The organism is Pseudomonas sp. ADAK13 (assembly GCF_012935715.1).
In the GTDB taxonomy this organism is placed as follows: Bacteria; Pseudomonadota; Gammaproteobacteria; order Pseudomonadales; family Pseudomonadaceae; genus Aquipseudomonas.
The window spans coordinates 4,583,848-4,603,107 of record NZ_CP052860.1; the positions used below are offsets into that span (position 1 = coordinate 4,583,848).

The following is a 19,260-nucleotide window of genomic DNA, read 5'->3' on the forward strand; positions in this document are numbered from 1 at the left end:
GCGGGCATATTGTTAACATGTTATCTTTAAGCTGAATAGCTGGATTAACAGGTTTTTATGAATTCGTTTCGAAATTAACGACTTGCTGCGTGCCCCGGGTTGCACGCACGTGACACCGACTCTAAGCTTCGACGCTTCGACCTCTACTGCGCGTGAACCATGCCCACCCCCAGACCGTCCCTTACGCTCACCTTGCTCCAGGCCCGCGAAGCGACCATGGCGTTCTTCCGGCCTTTGCTCAATGAACATGACCTGACTGAACAGCAGTGGCGGGTGATCCGCATCCTGCGCCAGCAGGGCGAACTGGAAAGCCACCAACTGGCGCACCTCGCGTGCATCCTCAAGCCCAGCATGACCGGCGTGCTGGGGCGGCTGGAGCGTGACGGCATCGTACGCCGGCGCAAATCAGCCGAAGACCAGCGCCGGGTGTTCGTCGCCCTGACCGAGCAGGGGCAGCAGTGTTTTGTCGACATGAGCGCCGGGATGGAAAGCAACTACCAGAAGATTCAGGAACAGTTCGGCGAGGAATCCCTGGAGCAATTGATGGAGCTGCTGCAAAAGCTGAAAGGCATCAAACCGTAATTTCAAAAAATATTGGCTGAAGCCTGTCCCCTTTTTTCACCTGGCTGGTCATTCCAGGTAAGTGAACAAAATCGAGAGCTTTTGCCAATGCCCGCCCTACGTCCGTTGCTGAATTTCAGCCTCATGCTGAGCCTGAGTGCCAGCCCGTTGTTCGTCCCCATCAGTTACGCCGAAGACGGCGCGTCCCGGCGCAGCTACCAGGTGCCGGCCGGCAGCCTGAGTGCCGCGTTGACCCGTTTCGCCGGCCTGGCCGGGGTTAACCTGTCGGTAGACCCGGCGCTGGTCAGCGGCCGCAACAGTGCCGGCCTGTCCGGCGAATACGGCGTCGAAGAAGGGTTTGCGCGCTTGCTCCAGGGCTCGGGCCTGCAACTGCAGCCTATGGGTGAACAGGCCTACATACTGACCCCGGTTCCCGAAGGCGGCAGCCTGCAACTGGCGCCCACCTCGATTCTCGGCACCACCGGCGATGCCGGCAGCGAGTCCTTCGCCGGTGGCCAGGTGGCGCGCCGTGGTTCCCAGGGATTGCTGGGCTCGCGGGACTTCATGGAAACCCCGTTCAGCATGACCACCTACACCAGCGAGGCGGTCAAGAACCAGCAGGCGCGCACCCTCGGCGACCTGATCGCCAGCGACCCCTCGGTGCGTGCCACCAACCCGGCGGGCGGGCGCTATGAGCAATTCACCATTCGCGGCTTCAGCCTGTTCAACAGTGATGTCGCCTACAACGGCCTCTACGGCGTGCTGCCGACCTACACCATCGACATGGAAATGGCCGAGCGCGTCGACATCATCAAAGGTCCCAGCCAGTTGATCAACGGCATCTCGCCACGGGGCAGCGTGGGCGGCGGGATCAACGTGGTGCCCAAGCGCGCCACCGACACACCCATCACCTCGTTCACCGGCAGTTGGGCCTCCGACAGCCAGGCGGGCGGGGCCGTGGACATCGGCCGGCGCTTTGGCGAAGACAATAAGTTCGGCCTGCGTTTCAACGGCGTGAAGCAGTCCGGCGACACCACCTGGGATCACCAGAGCGTCGACCGCGAAATGGCCGTACTCGGCCTGGATTTTCGCGGTGAACGCCTGCGACTCTCCACCGACATCGGCCGCACCGAGCGCGACACCGACGCCCCGCAAGAGCGCGTGCAGGTCGGCCCCAAGGCCAATGTGCCGAGCGCCAACGACGTGCGCCACAACTACGCGCAGCCCTGGAGCAAGGCCAGCACCAACGACACCTTCGGCACGGTCAACGGTGAGTTCGACCTCAGCGACAACGTGATGCTCTACGGCGGCGTCGGCGCGCGCAAAAGTAACCATGACTTCCTGCGCCATGCGGTATCGGTGACCAACAACGCCGGCGATTTCAGCGTGCAGCCCCGGGACTTCACCCGCGACGAAAACGTGCGGACCGCCACGGCAGGCGTGCGCAACTGGTTCCATACCGGCCCGGTGAGCCATGAGGTCAACCTGGCGGCCAGTTACTTCTACATGGACTTTGAAAACGGCGGCGCGCGGTATGCGTCGGGTTCGAGCAATCTCTACAACCCGGTGGAAATCCCTGCCCCCGGCAGGCCGACGCGACTCGACTCGAAGGTCTACACCGAAAACCGCTTCAGCGGCGTGGCGTTGTCCGACACCCTGGGCTTCTTCGATGACCGTCTGCTGCTGACCCTCGGCGCGCGCTGGCAGCGGGTCAAGGTGGACGACTGGACCGATGACGTCAAAGGCGACACCGCCTACGACGAAGAGAAGATTTCACCCTCGGGCGGCATCCTGTTCAAGGCCACCGACAAGCTGTCGCTGTACGCCAACTACATGGAAGGCCTGAGCCAGGGCAAGGTGGCACCGTCGACCTCGGTCAACGATGACGAAATCTTCCCGCCGTTCATCAGCCGCCAGGTCGAAGTCGGCGCCAAGTACGACGCCGGTGCGTTCGCAGTGACGGCGGCGGTGTTCCGGATCAAGCAGCCGGCCTACGAGACCAATGCCACCACGCTGGTGTTCGGCCCCAATGGCAAACGCCGGAACGACGGCGTCGAACTCAGCGTGTTCGGCGAGCCGCTCAAGGGCTTCCGCCTGCTGGGCGGGGTGATGTACATCGACAGCGAGTTGACGAACACCACCAACGGCACCTACGACGGCAACCGCGCCCCCGCCACGCCCAAATACAACGTCAACCTGGGGGCCGAGTGGGACGTGCCGACTGTTGAGGGCCTGACCCTGACCAGTCGCGGGATCTACTCCAGCTCGCAGTACCTGGACCAGTCCAACGTCAAGGAAATCGACGCCTGGACCCGCCTCGACGTCGGCGCGCGCTATGCCTTCAAAGTCGACGACAAGCACATCACCCTGCGGGCCAATGTCGAGAACGTGGCCAACCGGCGCTACTGGAGTTCGGCGGGCGCCTCGGATGACAGCGAGCCGGGCTTGACCTTGTCGACGCCACGTACTTACTTGCTGTCGGCCACCGTCGACTTTTGAGGGGAGGCATCGGCGGCCTGCCACACAGCCTTCTGTACATCGATGGGCTTGGGCAACAGGCGGTTCTGGTAGAACAGGTCCGCCGTCTCCTGCTGCGCCTGGATGATCTGCTGATCAATCGGCAGTACCGGCGATGGCGGTCGATTGTCGACATAACGGGCAATCACCCCGGCCGGCAGACCCATGGAACGGGTCAGCACCTGCAGGCTGTCTTCGCGCTGGCTGCGGGTCAGGGCTTCGGCAGCGCTGAGTTCATCGAGCAGGGCGTGGATGAAGCCGCCATTGGCCTGGGCGTAGTCGCGCCGCGCGGTATAGATCGGCCCCGAAAGTTTCAAGCCTTCGCCATTGGCGAGCACGTGGCTGGGGCTTTGGCTCAGGGCCAGTGACGAGTAGGGCTCCCAGATCGCCCAGGCGTCGACACTGCCTTGCTCGAAGGCCGCCCGGGCGTCGGCCGGTGGCAGGTAAACCGGCTGGATGTCCTTGTAGCTCAAGCCGGCTTTATTCAATGCCCGCAGGACCAGGTTGTGGGAGCTGGAGCCTTTCTGGAAGGCGACTTTCTTGCCCTTGAGGTCGGCGATGGTGTGCAGCGGGCTGTCCGCCCGCACCAGGAGGGTTTCCGCCGTCGGCTTGGGCGGTTCGGCGCCGATGTAGACGAGGTCCGCGCCCGCCGCCTGGGCGAACAATGGCGGGATATCACCGGTGGACGCCACGTCCAGCGCGCCCACGTTCAAGGCTTCGAGCATCTGCGGGCCAGCGGGAAATTCGATCCATTGCACCTGTGTCTGGTCGAAGCGTTTTTCCAGCAGGCCATGTTCCTTGGCCAGCACCAGGGCAATCGAGCCTTTCTGGTAGCCGATTCTCAGGGTGGCCGGATCGGCCGCCAGCGCGGTTTGCGTCAGGGCAAACAGCGCAAACAACAGCCCAGGAATCTTCATGCTTGTTTCTCCGCAAAGCGATTGCCCGGCCGCGCCAAGCCAAGGTTTTCACGCAGCGTGGAGCCTGCGTATTCGGTCCGGAACAGGCCGCGCCGTTGCAATTCCGGCACCACCCACTGGGCGAAGTCCTCGAGCCCGCCCGGCAGGTGCGGCACCAGCACATTGAAGCCATCGGCGGCGCCGTTTTCGAACCAGTGCTGCAGCTCATCAGCGATCTGAACGGGCGTGCCGATCAGGCTGTAATGCCCGCGGCCACCGGCAATTCGGCGGCCCAGCTGCGCCAGGCTCAGGTGTTCGCGGCCCGCCAGTTCGGTCAGCAGTTGCTGGCGGCTGCGCTGGCCGCTGTCGGTCAATGGCAGTTCCGGCAGCGGGCCGTCCAGCGGGTAGCCAGACAAGTCGAAATTGCCCAGCATGCGCCCCAGCAAGGCGACGCCCACTTCGGGTTCGACCAACTGCTGGAAGGCCTCGAATTTGTCTCGCGCTTGCGCTTCTGTCTGCCCGACGACCACAAATACCCCCGGCATGATCTTCAATGCATCCGGCTCGCGCCCGTATTGAGCCAGGCGACCTTTGAGGTCGGCATAGAACGCCTGGGCGTTGGCCAATGAAGTCTGGGCGGTGAACACCACCTCGGCGGTTTGCGCCGCCAAGTCACGGCCCGCCTCGGAAGAACCGGCCTGGACAATCACCGGCTGGCCCTGGGGCGAGCGCGCCACGTTCAGCGGGCCCTTGACCCGAAAGTGTTCACCGACATGGTCGAGCACATGCAGTTTTGCCGGGTCGTAGTAGCTGCCACTGGCCTTGTCGCGCACAAAGGCATCGTCTTCCCAGCTGTCCCACAAGCCGGTCACCACCTGATGAAACTCCCGGGCACGGCTGTAGCGTTCGCCGTGGCCGAGGTGTTCGTCTCGCCCGAAATTCCGTGCTTCGGCGGCATTGTCCGAGGTCACCAGGTTCCAGCCGGCGCGCCCGCCGGACAAGTGATCCAGGGAGGCGAATTTGCGTGCCACATGGTAAGGCTCGTTGTAACTGGTGGTGGCCGTGGCGATCAGGCCGATGTGTTCGGTCACCGTGCTCAACGCCGAGAGCAACGTCAGCGGCTCGAAATGGTCCGAGCGCGCCATGCGGCTGGCGATCTCGCCGGTGGCGGCGGCAATGCTGTCGGCCACGAACAGGGCGTCGAACTTTGCCGCCTCGGCAATCTGCGCCAGGCGTTTGTAGTGGGCGAAATCCAGCCCGGCGTTGGCCGGTACATCAGGATGGCGCCAGGCGGCCACGTGGTGCCCGGTGGCCATGAGAAAAGCGCCGAGTTTCAGTTGACGGGGCATGCTCAGAAATCCTTGCGCAGTTGCACGCCGAAGTAACGTTCATCGTCACGGGGTACGGCGCGGTAGATGTAGCTGCCACCACTGGCCAGCAGCGGTGAATAGGACTTGTCGGTGAGGTTCTTCGCCAGCAGCGCCACGCGCCAGCCGTTGTTGTAGTCGGCGAGGGCGACGCTGGCGTTCCAGATGCCGTAGGCGCCTTGCTTGGTGTCGACATTCTGGCTGATGTCGTACTGCACTTCGCTCTGCCAGCTGTAGTCGGTGCCCAGTTCGATATCCAGGCCATTGTCCAGCGGGATGCTGTAGTCGGCGCGCACGTAGCTTTTCCAATCCGGGCTGAAGGGCAGTGGCTTGCCGTTGACGTTGCACGATGCCGCTGCGCCCGGCGGGCAGGCGAACTCATCGATGCGGGCACGGGTGTAGGCCAGCGCGCCGGAGAGTTTGAGTTGTTGGGTGGCCTGCAAGGCGTAGTCGAGTTCGACGCCTTCGGTGCTGACACTGCCGGCGTTGATCAGGCGCGTCACCACTTGCCCGGCGACAGTGTCGAAGAAGTTCGCCTGGTAGTTGTCGTAGTCGCTGTGGAAAATCGCCAGGTTGGTGGCCAGGCGGTTGTTCCAGCTGGTGGCCTTGATCCCGACTTCCCAAGTGTTGGAGGTTTCCGGCTTGAGCGCGTCGGTGTCCCGTGGTTGCATGTTGAAGAACACGTTGTAGGCCGGGCCCTTGTAGCCACGCGAGTAGGTCAGGTAGCTGGTGACGGTGTCGCTCAGGTCGTACTGCACCCCCAGCCGGCCGGACCAGCCGTCTTCATCCACCGAGCCGGAACTGCTGGTGGCCGGTTGAATGCCGCTGACGGTGGTGGCCGAGGTGGACACACGGCGGTGATCGTACTCCAGGTCGTCGTGGGTATAGCGCAGGCCGGCGATCCCGCGAAAGCTCGAGGTGAAATTCAGCGTGGTCTCGCCGAACACCGCGTAGCTGTCGCTGGTGGTGCCGTAGTCGGCGATGCCACGGTCGGTGCGCGTGGGGGTGGTGAGGGTGCGCTGGTAGGTTTCCTGGTCCTTGCCGTGCATGTAGAACAGGCCGCCGACGTATTCGAGGAATTCGCCTTTGGGCGAGGCCAGCCGCAGCTCCTGGGAATATTGGTCGAACGCCAGTTGGCCTTTGTCGGCGGTGCCGGGGAAGGCCGCGGTCACGGTGCCCAGGCGGTCGCCATCCTGGTACTGGGTGTTGTCCCAGCCGCGCCAGGCGGTGATCGAGGTCAGGGTGTAATCACCCAGGTTCCAGTCCAGTTGGGCAGACAAGCCTTTGTTGGTGTCGTCGACGCGGGTACGGGTGTCGGTGTTGATGTCGCGGTTGTCGCTGGTCCCGCGCACCGGGTTCAACGCGTTGGCGAACGCCGGGGTCAGGGATTTGCTCACCACGCCATTGGGTGCGTCGTCGTGGGACTGCATGTAGTCGGCAATCAGGGTCAGTTTTATGTCGTCGTTGGGGGTGAACTCCAGCTTGCCGCGCACGCCCTGGTGGTTGTAGCCGTTCACTTCCTGGCCGTTGTGCTTGTTGTCGACGTTACCGTCGTAGGTGCCGAACAGGCCGCTGATCGAGCCCTTCAGCGTACCGGGAATCAGGCTGCCGCCAAGGCCGAAGCGGGTGCGGCTTTCATTGCCGCTGTAGTACGACTGGTCGATATAGCCGTGGGTCTCGGCCGTCGGCGCCTTGCTGGTGATGTTGAGCACACCGGCCGAGGCATTCTTGCCGAACAGCGTGCCCTGGGGCCCGCGCAGCACTTCGACGCGCTCCAGGTCCAGCAGGTCGAGAGTGGCCTGGCCGGGGCGGGCGTACACCACGCCGTCAATCACCGTGGCCACGGTGGGTTCAACCCCGGGCGAGGTGGAAATCGTGCCCACGCCCCGCACGAACAGCGAGGTGTCTTTGTTCGACGCGCCGGTACGGAAATTCAGTGACGGCACTTGCTGGACGATGCTGCCCACACCGTTGCGATTGTCACGCTCCAGCTGTTCGCCATCGAGCACCGAGACGGCCACCGGAACCTTTTGCAGCGATTCTTCGCGGCGGGTGGCGGTTACCGTGACCGGCTTGAGGGTGGGTTCCTGCTCGTCGGCGGCAAATGCACCGGGCACGGGCAGGGCGGCGAGCCCCGCGAGGAGCCAGCCCAGATGGGGGCGGCGCGCGGTGGCGGCGCGGATGGATTGCGAAAGTTTTTGAGGTTGCCCCGAATGTGTGTGCATGCTCTGACCGCTCGAAATGTGCCCTGAACCGCTGCCGTTCTGCGACGACAGCGCCGTTGAAACTGTCTTGGGCATTCGCTCGAGCGAGTAGCAGACAAAACGCTTTGGTAGCGCTAACATCGGCATTATTGGTAGCTGTGACATAGAGCGTCAAATACTAAAAAATTAGTTTTATATTCTTTTAGGTTTTTAACAGGATCGTCCCTTGAGCGAAGACAAACCCCGGAAACGCCGTGGCGCCGGCCGTGTCACCTTGAACACCGTGGCGCGCCAGGCCGGTGTGTCAGCGATTACCGTGTCGCGCTATTTCAACCAGCCGGAGCAGGTCTCGCCTGAGCGCCGCGAACGCATCGCGGCGGTGGTCGCCGAGTTGGGCTACGTGCCCAACCTGGTGGCGGGTGGGTTGGCGTCCGCGCGGGGCAGAATCGTCGCGATGGTGATCCCGAACATCTCCGGGCCGATCTTCGCCAATACCATCCAGGGCTTCAGCGACACCCTCAGCCGGCATGGCTACCAACTGCTGCTGGCGTCCAGTTACTTCAGCGCCGAGCAGGAAGAAAACGCAGTGCGCGCGTTTCTCGGTTGGTCGCCGGCGGCGTTGGTGCTCACCAGTCGCTTCCACAGTGCGGGCACCGAGAAGATGATCGCCGAGGCCGATATCCCGGTGGTCGAAACCTGGGACTACCAACCCGGGCGCGAGCCGTTGCAGATTGGCTTTTCCCATTACGAGGTGGGCGTGACCGCCGCGCGCTACCTGCATGGCAAGGGTTATCGGCGCATCGCCTTCGTGCAGAACAGCGCGCCGGGGGACTTCAGTGCACTGGAGCGCCGGGACGGCTACAGCGCGACCCTGCTGGAGTTGGGTTTGCAGCCCTGGGTGTTTGCCCCGGACGCCGATCGCGCACCGTTTGAGGCGGGCAAGCAAGCCATGCAAGCGTTGATGAGCGCTGCCATACGGCCTGACGCGATCATCTTCGCCAACGACAACCTGGCCGCCGGTGGCTTGCTGGCCGGGCAACGGGCCGGGCTGAAAATCCCCGAGGAGTGTGCGGTGCTCGGCTTTGGTGATTACCCATTTGCCGAAATGCTCTTGCCGAGTCTCAGCACCATCAAGCCGCCTGCCCTGGAGATTGGTGTGCTGGCGGCGACGCGGGTGCTTGAAAGCCTGGGCGTGCTGCCGGTAGAGGATGAAGTGCAGCGCTTGAACCTGTTGGCGTGCGGCTTGATGGAGCGTGAGAGCGCCTGAGTCTGATTGCGGCTTCTCAGGGCTCTGTGACATCGAGTTATTCAAAGTCGGGCGCCGAAACATGCGTTGGGTGGTGCGCGTTCGTCAGTTTTTTACCGGTGCTAGTTCGTCTTTGGTGAGGTTTTTGGGCGATGGCTAATTGCAATTAGCACAGCGAATTTCACAATTTATAAGGTGTAATGATTGAGTGGGTTGTTCTGGTGAGTAGTGTCTATGTGATATTGCGAAATGGCATTTTTAATCGATAAATTGCGGTAAGTGGGTCAAATATTGCCGTTAAGCATCAAGCTGCAGCTGGATTCTGCGTAAGCTGGGCAATATTTTCCTGCACTAATGAACTTAGTTTAAACATGTTAGTCGATTTTTTAAACGACGTTTCCGGGGTCATGGCCAACTAGTGGCTTCTTTCAGTAGTTCTAAATGGCCATAAATTAAGTTGGCTGTAATACAAAATGTTTTGGTGTAGGGTCTTTACCTTGTCAGGACATCGCCTGCGCCAAATACCTCTAACTAAGTTTGGATGCACTTGTTCCAGCGCGCGCCGCACGTGCCACGGAACAGGTTTTTAAATAGCCCCTCAGATTTGTACAAATGCCCCAGTCCATATCGGCAATACCCATCGATGCGTGCCGAATGCAAATTCCGGACGCCGAACAGGTGTGCGCGTGGCTGATGCGAAAAGCCGGTCTGAAAACCGTCGACCTGGAGCGCGCGCGACGGTTATCCCTGGGCGCCGACGACAGCGGTTTGCTCGGCCTGCTGACGCGCCTGGGGCTGGTCTCCGAAGTGCAACTGGCGCGGGCCTGGGCTGATTTGCTCGGCGCCCCGTTGTTGCTGGCCGACGCCGCGCCGCCCGTACTTGACCCGCTGCCGGCGCTGACCGAGCGTTTCATGCGCCATTATCAGATGGTGCCGGTGGGCTGGAGCCACGGTGGTGTGCGGGTGCTGGCGGCCAATCCGGCGCTGTTGTATCCGTTCCAGGCACTGGCGTATGCGTGCGGCGTACCGGTATGGCTGGCAGTCGGGCCGCGCAATGAAGTCGAAACCCTGATCGAGCGCTACTACGGCCAGGGCCGTTCCGCCATGGGCACCCTGATCGAAAACCTCGACGAGCAGGGCGGCGCCCTCGAAGACATCGAACACCTCAAGGACATGGCCTCCGAAGCCCCGGTGATTCGCCTGGTCAACCTGATCCTGCAACGGGCCGTGGAACAGCGCGCCTCGGACATCCATATCGAGCCCTTCGAAAACCAGCTCAAGGTGCGCTACCGCATCGACGGTGTGCTGCACGAAGCCGAAGCACCGCCGGCGAGTTCTTCGGCGGCGGTGATTTCCCGGGTCAAGATCATGGCGCGCCTCGACATCGCCGAGCGCCGACTGCCGCAGGACGGCCGGATCATGTTGCGCATCCAGGGCAAGGAACTGGATTTGCGGGTGTCCACGGTGCCCACCAGTTTTGGCGAGTCGGTGGTGATGCGCCTGCTGGACCGCCAGACCGTGCAGTTCGATTTCCCGAGCCTGGGCTTCGACGGCCGGCGGCTGGAAACCTTTCTGGAGGTGCTCGAACGGCCCCACGGCATCCTGCTGGTCACCGGGCCCACCGGCTCGGGCAAGACCACCACGCTGTACACCGCGCTATCGCGGCTCAATACCGCCGAGCGCAAGATCATCACCGTCGAAGACCCGGTGGAATACCAGCTGGAAGGCATCAACCAGATTCAGGTCAAACCGGCCATCGGGCTGGACTTCGCCGGGGCGCTGCGCTCCATCGTGCGCCAGGACCCGGACGTGATCATGATCGGTGAGATCCGCGACCTCGAAACCTGCCGCATCGCCATCCAGTCCTCCCTGACCGGCCACCTGGTGCTCTCGACCCTGCACACCAATAGCGCGGCGGCGAGTATCACGCGCCTGTTGGACATGGGAGTTGAGAGCTACCTGATCGCCTCGACCGTCAATGGCATCCTCGCCCAGCGCCTGGTGCGCCGCCTCGACCCGGCGACCCGCGAGGCGTTCGAAGCGCCACCGGAATTGATCCGGGAACACGGCCTCGACCGCTTCACCGACCAGCGTCCGATCCTGCTGTACCGGCCCCGCGCGAACACCCCCGGCGGCGGTTACCACGGTCGCAGTGCAATCACCGAATTGCTGGTGATGAATGACGAACTGCGCAGCCTGTTGATGCGCCAGGCCGACGCCGCCACCCTCGAGCAGGCCGCTCGCCGTGGTGGCCTGCGTACCCTGCATGAAGAGGGCCTGCGCCAGGCGCTGGCGGGTGTCACGTCCCTGGAAGAAGTGCTGCGCGTCACCCGTGGAGAGGGCGCGTGAACCTGTTCAAATACCGCGCCCTGGACAGCCAGGGCCTCGCGCAAAACGGCACCGTCGAAGCCAGGGACCAGGCCGCTGCCATCGCCGCGCTGCACAAGCGCGGCCTGTTGCTGTTGCAGATCGATGCCGCCGGTGCCCAAGGACTGCGTAATGCGTTCGGGCGTGGCCAGTTGAATGGCGCGGCGCTAGTCAGCTTTACCCAACAACTGGCCACGCTGCTGGGGGCGGGCCAGCCGCTGGAACGCTCCCTGGGCATCCTGCTCAAGCAGCCCGGCCAACCGCAGACCCGTGCACTGATCGAGCGCATCCGCGAGCACGTCAAGGCCGGCAAGCCCTTGTCGGCGGCGCTGGAGGAGGAGGGCAGCCAGTTCTCGCCGCTGTATCTGAGCATGGTCCGCGCCGGCGAAGCGGGCGGTGCGCTGGAGCACACCCTGCGCCAGCTCAGCGACTACCTGGAACGCAGCCAGTTATTGAGGGGCGAAGTGATCAACGCCCTGATCTATCCCGCCTTCCTGGTGGTCGGCGTGCTCGGTTCGCTGGCGCTGTTGCTGGCTTATGTGGTGCCGCAGTTCGTGCCGATCTTCAAGGACCTGGGCGTGCCAATCCCGCTGATCACCGAAGTGATTCTGGACCTCGGGCAGTTCCTCGGCGCCTATGGCCTGGCGGTGCTCGCCGGGTTGATCGCGGCGAGCTGGGGCCTGGCGGCGTACCTGCGTAACCCTCTGCACCGCGAAACGTACGACCGGCGCGTGCTCGGTATTCGCCTCATCGGCCCGTTGTTGCAACGGGTCGAAGCCGCACGTCTGGCCCGTACCCTCGGCACCTTGCTGAGCAACGGCGTGGCGCTGCTGCAAGCCCTGGTGATCGCCCGTCAGGTCTGCACCAACCGTGCGTTGCAGGCACAAGTCGCCCGGGCCGCCGAGTCGGTGAAGGGCGGCGGCACCCTGGCCAGTGCGTTTGGCAGCCAGCCGCTGTTGCCGGACCTGGCCCTGCAAATGATTGAAGTCGGCGAACAGGCCGGTGAGCTGGACAGCATGCTGCTCAAGGTCGCCGACGTGTTCGACGTCGAAGCCAAACGCGGCATCGACCGCCTGCTGGCCGCGCTGGTGCCGTCCCTGACCGTGGTCATGGCGGTGCTGGTGGCGGTGATCATGCTGGCGATCATGCTGCCGCTGATGAGCCTGACCAGCAATATATGAAGACCCAAGGAAGCAAGCCGATGCGCCATACCCGTTTCAAACCCGCCCCCCGCCAAGGCGGGTTCACCTTGCTGGAAATGCTCGCAGTGATCGTGCTGCTGGGCATCGTCGCCACCATCGTGGTGCGCCAGGTGGGCGGTAACGTCGACAAGGGCAAATACGGCGCAGGCAAGGCGCAACTGGCCAGCCTGAGCATGAAGATCGAGAGCTACGGCCTGGACGTCGGTTCGCCGCCCAAGAGCTTGCAGCAGCTGGTCGACAAGCCCGGCAACACCGCCGGCTGGGCTGGGCCATACGCCAAACCTTCAGACCTCAAGGACCCGTTCGGCCATGCCTTTGGCTATCGCTTTCCGGGTGAACATGGCGCCTTCGACCTGATCTTCTACGGTCAGGACGGCCAGCCCGGCGGCGAAGGCTACAGCGCCGACCTGGGCAACTGGGAATAATGCCTGCTCTCCAACGCGGTTTTACCCTGCTGGAAATGCTGGTGGTGATCATCTTGATCAGCATCGCCGCCGGGTTGGTGGGATTTGGCCTGCAACAGGGCCTGCAGGTTGCCAAAGAGCGCCAGGCGGTCGGGCAGATCGTCGATGCCTTGCGCAGCACGCGGGCGCGGGCGGTTATCAGCGGCACGCCGGCCAAAACCGTATTTGACTTGGCCCACCTGAGCTTCCAGGCGCCGGGCCGACCTGCCAGGCACTGGCCGGCCGACCTGCACGTGACCCTGCACACCGCCGAGCATGCAGGCTCGGCAGTGGAGTTTTACCCCGACGGCAGTTCCACCGGCGGCAACCTCTTGTTGGCCAATGGCACGCGGCGTTGGCGCATCGATATTGGCTGGCTGACGGGCAGCGTGCAGTCCGAGGCAGTGCGATGAATCGCCAGTCGGGTTTCACCTTGTTGGAGATGCTCGCCGCACTGACCCTTATGGCGATCTGCAGCACGGTGTTGCTGGTCGCATTCGGCCAGAGCGCGCGCGCGTTGTTGCAGGTGGCCCACAGCGACCGTCTGACCCATGCCGCGTTGAGCGTGATGGATCAGGAAGCGTCGGGCCCGCTGGCCAGCGGCACGCGCCAGGGACGTCTGGACGAGGGTATCGATTGGCAACTGAGCATCGCCCAGCAGCCGACCGGTATCGGTCAGCCGCGCTTGTTTCGCCTCGACCTGACCGTCAGCGAGGCCCGGCGCCAGGCGCGGTTCAGCACCTTGAAGCTGCGCGCCGCCACCGACGGGGCCGGCCTGTGAATCAGCGTCAACAGGGCTTTACCTTATTGGAAATCCTGGTCGTGCTCGGCTTGCTGGGCGTGTTGCTGGTGCTGGTGGGCGGTGCATTGCTGGGCGCCAACCGCGCCGTGCTCAAGGCCCAGCGCTACACCGTCAGCCTGGATGAAATGCGCGCCGCCCAACAGTTTCTGCGCACGGCCATCAGCGAGGCGCTGCCACTGGACGTGACCGAGGACGACAGCCAGACCAACGGCTTTTTCGTCGGCTCTGCCCAGCGCCTGCAATTCGTCGCGACGTTGCCGGGCGTGCTCGGTGGCGGCATCCAGCGCTTCACCTTGCAGTTGGCGGAGCGCCAGTTGCAGGTGGCGTTCGCGCGGTTTGAGTCCAGCGCCCAGGTGAGTGTGCCGGCCACCCGCAGCGAGCCGCAGGTGTTGCTGAGGAACGTCGAGGCCCTGCAATTCAGCTATCGCGGCGTGTCGCCCAAGGGCCAGGCCACGGGCTGGATCAATGACTGGCCGTGGACCAAGCGCCTGCCGTACGCGGTGCGCATTGCGGCGCGGGTCAACGGGCCGGTGCCGTGGGTGACCCAGGTGGTCGCCCTGCGGCTGAATCTCTCCAGTGCGGGGGCAGGCGAATGAAGCACCAGCGCGGCGTTGCACTGCTGCTGGTGCTGTGGGTGCTGGCGTTGCTCAGCCTGCTGCTGGGCGGCCTGGCCGGTTGGGTGCAGTTGGAGACTCGCCAGGCCCTGTGGCATCGCCAGCACACCCAGGCGCTGCTGGCGGCGGAGGCGGGCGTGGCGTTGGCCCTGCAGGCGCTGGCCGATCCCTTGCAGCGTAAACAGTGGATTGCCGATGGCCGGGAAATGCCCCTGGTGTTTGATGACGCGCAGTTGCAGGTGAGCCTGCACAGCGAGCGCGGCAAGTTGTATTTGAACAGCGCCGAGCCCACCGATTTTGCCCGCCTGGCCCTGGCCTGCGGCGCCACCCAGGCCCAGGCCAACCGGCTGGCCAAGGACCTGGAGGCGCGGCGCAACGAAGGCCTGGCACCGTTTCGGGTGGTGGAGGAAGTGCGGCAATTGCCTGGCATGACCCAGGCGCTGTACAGCCGGCTCGCCCCGGAAATCAGCCTGTGGAGTGGCCTGGACCGGCCCGATCCCGCCTTCGCCAGCCCGTTGATGGGCCACGCCCTGGATCTGCCCCGGCAGAGCGCGGTGGGCGCCGACCCCGGTGACGTGCTGGTGATCGACAGTCGCGCGCAACGCCCCGGCGGTTACCACGCCCGGTTACGCACCACCGTGTTATTGAGCCCATCGGAGGGAAGCGCACAACCTTATCGGGTGCTGCGTTGGCAAGAATGAATCCAGACCTTTCAGCGCCCGTGGCGCGCCTTCAACAGCTGGCAGCACCGCTCACCCGGCGCTGGCACGGCAGTTTGCTGCAATTGGGCTGGCGGCTGTGGCTCAAGGAGCTGCGTGGCTGCCTGCCGGCGTGGCTGTCGCTCCACGACATTCCCGAGCACCGCTACCACTGGCCCTTGACCGAGCCGGTGGCCAAGCCCCCCGGCGAAGTGCGCCAGGTGCTGGTGCTTGCGCCCTCGGCGGTACTGCTGCAAACCCTGCAGTTGCCCCTGGCGGCGGCGCGCAACCTGTCGACGGTGGTGGGTTACGAGCTGGACCGCTTTACCCCGTTCGAGGCCGGGCAGTTGTACTTCGTGGCCCGTCAGGAGCGGCGCACCGCCACGCACGTGCAGGTGACCCTGGTGGCGATCCTGCGAGAGCGTCTGGACCAGATCCTGGTGGACTGCGCCGGCCTCGGCTTGCAGCCCCACGCGGTGGATGTGAACGCAATGGGCATCGATTTGCTGCCGGCTCCGCTCCGCCCCCGCCAGCGCCCGGCCGGGAAGGGCTTGCAACGCAGCTTGCCGTGGCTGTGCGGCGCGTTGCTGATTGCGGCGATGCTGCTGTGGCTCAACGACCGCCAGCGGGTGCTCGACGTCATGCATGAGCAGGTGCAGCAGCAAAAAGCCCAGGTCGCGGAGGTCCAGCGCCTGCGCCAGCAATTGCTCAACACCCGTGGCGCCGCGCAGTACCTGATTCGCCGCAAGTCGGCACAACCGCCGCTGGCTGCACTGCTCAATGAACTGACCGCGTGCCTGCCCGCCGACACCTGGATCGACCAGTTGGACGTCAGCCACGGCGCCGACGTGTCCTTCTCCGGGCAGAGCGCCAAGGCGAGTGCCTTGATCACCCGGATCAAGGCCTGTCACAGCCTGGAAAACGCCCAGTTCGAAGGGGTGATCCAACCCGATGCGCAAACCGGCAAGGATCAGTTTTCCTTGAGCGCCCACTTGCACCAGGAGGCCGCCGATGCGCCGACCACTGACACCCCGTGAACGTCGCGGCGCGGCCTTGCTGCTGCTGGCGCTGGTGCTCGGCAGCGCTTACTGGCTGCTGATCGACAGCTGGTTCGCCGGGCCATTGCGTGCCATGGGCGAGCAAGCCGAACAGCTGCGCGAACAACAGCAACGCTACGCCGGCCTGCTGCACCAGGGCGCCGCCTTGCGCGAGCAACTGGAGCAAGCCCGCCAGGACCCGGCCAGCAGCACCAGCCTGTTGCCCGGGGATGACCCCAGCGCCGTGGCGGCCGACCTGATGCAGCGCATCGCCGACCTGATCAGCAGCCGCGCCAGCCTCGGCGGCGGGTGCAGCCTGACCCAGCGCATGCCCATCACCCCGGAGCAGGACGACACCGAGCCCTATCGCCAGGTAAAAGTCAGCCTGACCCTCAACTGTGCCATCGAGCCCCTGACTGCGATCCTGCATGAGCTGGAGTACCAGCGGCCGTTCCTGTTCGTGGATGAGATGAGCATCCGTCGTGGGCCGAATGCGCCGGCCAGCGGTGGCGCCGGAAAGCTGGTGGTGCACCTGCTGGTGCGCGGCTATCTGCAACCGGCAAACGCCACGCAGGCCCGCCGATGATCAATGCATTGCGCCCCCTGGAGTGGGGCTTGCTCGGTGTGGCGGGGCTGCTGGGCCTGCTGATGGTGGGCATCCTGAGCAGCATCGGCGATGCGCCGCAGTGGCTGGATGAGCCCGCCGGTACAGCGCGCGCCAATGCCTCGGCCAAGGTGCTTGTCGCCCCGAGCGCGACCCTGGAAAGCCTCGCCGGCACCTGGCAGGCGCCGCTGTTCAGCCCCGACCGCAGCCCCGATGCCGCCGTTGGCCAGGCCGAGATTTCCAGCCTGTCGAGCCTGAAGCTCAGCGGCGTGCTGCTGGATGGCGACCTGCGGGTTGCGCTGTTCACGCGAGCGGAAGGCCCGCCACTCAAAGTCCATCAGGGCCAGACCTTGCCCAATGGCTGGCGCCTGGAACACCTGACACCGTTGCACGCCCGTTTTGTGCTGGATGGACGCACGCAGCTCCTGAGCCTCAGTGTCCTGCGTTTGCCGCCGCCGTCCACCACGCCACCGATTTCCCTTCCTCACGAGCCCGCCCCTTGATCGATACTTGCCCCGGCGCCTTGCGCACCACTGTGTTTTGCCTGGCCACCGCCGTCTCCCTGGGCGGCTGTGGGTCATTCCCCGATCGCCTCGACCCGGACGACGCCTTGCTCCACGAGGCGATGCAGGGCACTGGCTCGCAACGGCCGCCCGTGGACCCGATCAGCGAGCCGCCTGCTGCTGACAGTCGCCAATCCCAGAGGCCCACGCCGCCCCAGCGCCAGTTGATTCGCGGCAACCAGCAGTTTGTGCGCCAGCCCGCGCCGGCGCCGGCGGTCAAGGATGAGGCCAGTGGCGACATCGTGTTCAACTTCGCCGACCAGCCGATTGAAGCGGTGATCAACAGCGTGATGGGCGACCTGTTGCACGAGAACTACAGCATCGCCCAGGGCGTGAAGGGCAACGTGAGCTTTTCCACCTCAAAACCGGTGAACAAGCAGCAGGCGTTGTCGATCCTCGAAACCCTGCTGTCGTGGACCGATAACGCAATGATCCGCCAGGGCCAGCGCTACGTGATCCTGCCGGCCAACCAGGCCGTGGCGGGCAAGCTGGTGCCGGAAATGAGCGTGTCCCAGCCTTCCAGCGGGCTCTCGGCGCGGCTGTTTCCGCTGCGCTATATCTCGGCCACGGAAATGCAGAAACTGCTCAAGCCGTTCGCCCGGGAAAACGCGTTCCTGCTGGTGGACCCGGCGCGCAATGTGCTGAGCCTGGCCGGCACGCCGGATGAGTTGGCCAACTACCAGGACACCATCGACACCTTCGACGTCGACTGGCTCAAAGGCATGTCGGTGGGGGTGTTCGGTTTGCAACGGGCCTCGGTGGCCGAGTTGATGCCCGAACTGCAGAAAATGTTCGGCCCCGACAGCGGCATGCCCCTGGCGGGCATGGTGCGGTTTTTGCCGATTGAGCGGACCAACTCGGTGGTGGCGATCTCGTCCCAGCCGCAGTACCTCAGCGAAGTCGGCGACTGGATTCACACCATCGACGAAGGCGGCGGCAACGAACCGCAGATGTACGTCTACGACGTGCGCAACATGAAGGCCACCGACCTCGCCAAGTACCTGCGGCAAATCTACGGCACCGGCGCGATCAAGGATGACACCCCGGCCAAGGTGGCGCCGGGGTTGCGCACCGCGACCTTGTCGTCACTCAACACCGGTGGCAGCACCCCGGGTGGTCTGGACAACAGCGGCAATAACCCGCCCGCCAGTGAGGCTGAAGCCCCGGCCCCGGCCGCCAGCGAAGACAGTGAAGGTGCGGAGCAGGGTGCTGCCAACAAAAGCCTCGACGCCGGCACCCGGATCACCGCGCAAAAAAGCAGTAACCAGTTGCTGGTGCGTACCCGCCCGGTGCAGTGGAAGGAGATCGAGTCGGCGATCAAGCGCCTCGACAACCCGCCGCTGCAAGTGCAGATCGAGACGCGCATCCTCGAAGTCAAACTCACCGGCGAGCTGGACCTCGGGGTGCAATGGTACCTGGGGCGGCTGGCGGGCAATTCCACCAGCACCACGGTGGCCAACACCCCCGGCAGCCAGGGCGCGCTGGGCGGTGGCGGGGCGGGGTTGGGCGCCGATTCGCTGTTCTATTCCTTCGTCAGCTCCAACCTGCAAGTGGCCTTGCACGCCCTGGAAACCAATGGCCGCACCCAGGTGTTGTCAGCGCCGTCGCTGGTGGTGATGAACAACCAGCCGGCGCAGATCCAGGTGGGCGACAACATCCCCATCAGCCAGACCACGGTCAACACCGGCAACTCCGACACCACCTTGAGCAGCGTCGAATACGTGCAGACCGGGGTGATTCTGGACGTGGTGCCGCGCATCAACCCGGGCGGCCTGGTGTATATGGACATTCAGCAACAGGTCAGCGACGCCGAGAGCCCGACCACCAACAGCAGCGATACGCCCAACAACCCGCGGATCTCCACGCGCTCGGTGTCGACCCAGGTGGCGGTGCAAAGCGGCCAGACCGTGTTGCTCGGCGGGCTGATCAAGCAGGACAACGCCGAGAGTGTCAGCGCCGTGCCCTACCTGGGGAAAATCCCCGGGCTGCGCTGGTTGTTTGGCAACACCAGCAAATCAAAAGACCGCACCGAATTGATCGTGCTGATCACGCCCCGGGTGATTACCAGCAGCGGCCAGTCGCGACAGGTGACGGATGACTACCGCCAGCAGATGCAGCTGTTGCGACCGGCCAACTAAG

General features: G+C 64.2%; 17 protein-coding genes. 14 read left to right on the top strand and 3 right to left on the bottom strand.

Going from position 1 to position 19,260, the window contains the following annotated elements:
- Window positions 1–159: 159 nt before the first annotated feature.
- Both hpaR and HKK54_RS21265 read left to right on the top strand, forming a co-directional pair.
- Window positions 160–582: a homoprotocatechuate degradation operon regulator HpaR gene (hpaR, locus tag HKK54_RS21260; protein ID WP_010175430.1), complete on the top strand. Its 423-nt coding sequence runs from the start codon at window positions 160–162 to the stop codon at window positions 580–582.
- Window positions 583–669: 87 nt separating this feature from the next.
- Complete coding sequence (locus tag HKK54_RS21265; protein WP_010175428.1) at window positions 670–3,060, top strand: TonB-dependent receptor; 2,391 nt, start codon at window positions 670–672, stop codon at window positions 3,058–3,060.
- On the opposite strand, the gene HKK54_RS21270 is transcribed toward HKK54_RS21265, so the two are convergent.
- Genes HKK54_RS21270 through HKK54_RS21280 form a run of 3 tightly spaced genes read right to left on the bottom strand, consistent with a single transcriptional unit; the run spans window position 3,030 to window position 7,566 of the window.
- Window positions 3,030–3,995 (bottom strand): sulfonate ABC transporter substrate-binding protein, encoded by a 966-nt coding sequence (locus HKK54_RS21270; protein ID WP_169387708.1) that lies wholly within the window; start codon window positions 3,993–3,995, stop codon window positions 3,030–3,032. The genes HKK54_RS21265 and HKK54_RS21270 overlap by 31 nt on opposite strands.
- A complete protein-coding gene (locus tag HKK54_RS21275; protein WP_169387709.1) occupies window positions 3,992–5,323 on the bottom strand; it encodes an LLM class flavin-dependent oxidoreductase in 1,332 nt (443 codons plus the stop codon). The genes HKK54_RS21270 and HKK54_RS21275 overlap by 4 nt, the downstream gene beginning before the upstream one ends.
- Before the next feature lie 2 nt (window positions 5,324–5,325).
- The gene (locus HKK54_RS21280) at window positions 5,326–7,566 is read right to left on the bottom strand and encodes a TonB-dependent receptor (RefSeq protein WP_169387710.1); all 2,241 of its coding nucleotides are present in this window, start codon (window positions 7,564–7,566) and stop codon (window positions 5,326–5,328) included.
- Between the two features lie 205 nt (window positions 7,567–7,771).
- Between HKK54_RS21280 and HKK54_RS21285 the strand changes: the two genes are divergently transcribed.
- The 12 genes from HKK54_RS21285 to gspD all read left to right on the top strand — a co-directional run bounded on the left by HKK54_RS21285 (window position 7,772) and on the right by gspD (window position 19,259).
- Window positions 7,772–8,812, top strand: a complete 1,041-nt coding sequence (locus HKK54_RS21285; RefSeq protein ID WP_010175421.1) for a LacI family DNA-binding transcriptional regulator — start codon at window positions 7,772–7,774, stop codon at window positions 8,810–8,812.
- Between the two features lie 633 nt (window positions 8,813–9,445).
- Window positions 9,446–11,140, top strand: a complete 1,695-nt coding sequence (gspE, locus tag HKK54_RS21290; RefSeq protein WP_442962308.1) for a type II secretion system ATPase GspE — start codon at window positions 9,446–9,448, stop codon at window positions 11,138–11,140.
- Entirely contained in the window at window positions 11,137–12,339 is a 1,203-nt protein-coding gene (gene gspF, locus HKK54_RS21295) for a type II secretion system inner membrane protein GspF (protein ID WP_169387712.1), read from the top strand. Before gspE ends, gspF begins: the two co-directional genes overlap by 4 nt.
- A gap of 20 nt (window positions 12,340–12,359) precedes the next feature.
- On the top strand, window positions 12,360–12,785 hold the full coding sequence (gene gspG, locus HKK54_RS21300) for a type II secretion system major pseudopilin GspG (protein WP_169387713.1): 426 nt from the start codon (window positions 12,360–12,362) through the stop codon (window positions 12,783–12,785).
- A complete protein-coding gene (locus tag HKK54_RS21305) occupies window positions 12,785–13,216 on the top strand; it encodes a GspH/FimT family pseudopilin (RefSeq protein ID WP_169387714.1) in 432 nt (143 codons plus the stop codon). Before gspG ends, HKK54_RS21305 begins: the two co-directional genes overlap by 1 nt.
- Window positions 13,213–13,584, top strand: a complete 372-nt coding sequence (locus HKK54_RS21310) for a type II secretion system protein (RefSeq protein ID WP_169387715.1) — start codon at window positions 13,213–13,215, stop codon at window positions 13,582–13,584. The genes HKK54_RS21305 and HKK54_RS21310 overlap by 4 nt, the downstream gene beginning before the upstream one ends.
- Window positions 13,581–14,201, top strand: coding sequence for a prepilin-type N-terminal cleavage/methylation domain-containing protein (locus tag HKK54_RS21315; protein WP_169387716.1), 621 nt, complete (start codon window positions 13,581–13,583; stop codon window positions 14,199–14,201). Before HKK54_RS21310 ends, HKK54_RS21315 begins: the two co-directional genes overlap by 4 nt.
- The gene (locus HKK54_RS21320; protein WP_169387717.1) at window positions 14,198–14,920 is read left to right on the top strand and encodes a general secretion pathway protein GspK; all 723 of its coding nucleotides are present in this window, start codon (window positions 14,198–14,200) and stop codon (window positions 14,918–14,920) included. The genes HKK54_RS21315 and HKK54_RS21320 overlap by 4 nt, the downstream gene beginning before the upstream one ends.
- On the top strand, window positions 14,917–15,954 hold the full coding sequence (locus HKK54_RS21325; protein WP_169387718.1) for a PilN domain-containing protein: 1,038 nt from the start codon (window positions 14,917–14,919) through the stop codon (window positions 15,952–15,954). The genes HKK54_RS21320 and HKK54_RS21325 overlap by 4 nt, the downstream gene beginning before the upstream one ends.
- Entirely contained in the window at window positions 15,929–16,540 is a 612-nt protein-coding gene (gene gspM / locus HKK54_RS21330; RefSeq protein WP_169387719.1) for a type II secretion system protein GspM, read from the top strand. The genes HKK54_RS21325 and gspM overlap by 26 nt, the downstream gene beginning before the upstream one ends.
- Entirely contained in the window at window positions 16,537–17,061 is a 525-nt protein-coding gene (locus HKK54_RS21335) for a general secretion pathway protein GspN (protein ID WP_169387720.1), read from the top strand. Before gspM ends, HKK54_RS21335 begins: the two co-directional genes overlap by 4 nt.
- Window positions 17,058–19,259: a type II secretion system secretin GspD gene (gspD, locus tag HKK54_RS21340; RefSeq protein WP_169387721.1), complete on the top strand. Its 2,202-nt coding sequence runs from the start codon at window positions 17,058–17,060 to the stop codon at window positions 19,257–19,259. Before HKK54_RS21335 ends, gspD begins: the two co-directional genes overlap by 4 nt.
- Window position 19,260: the final 1 nt, after the last annotated feature.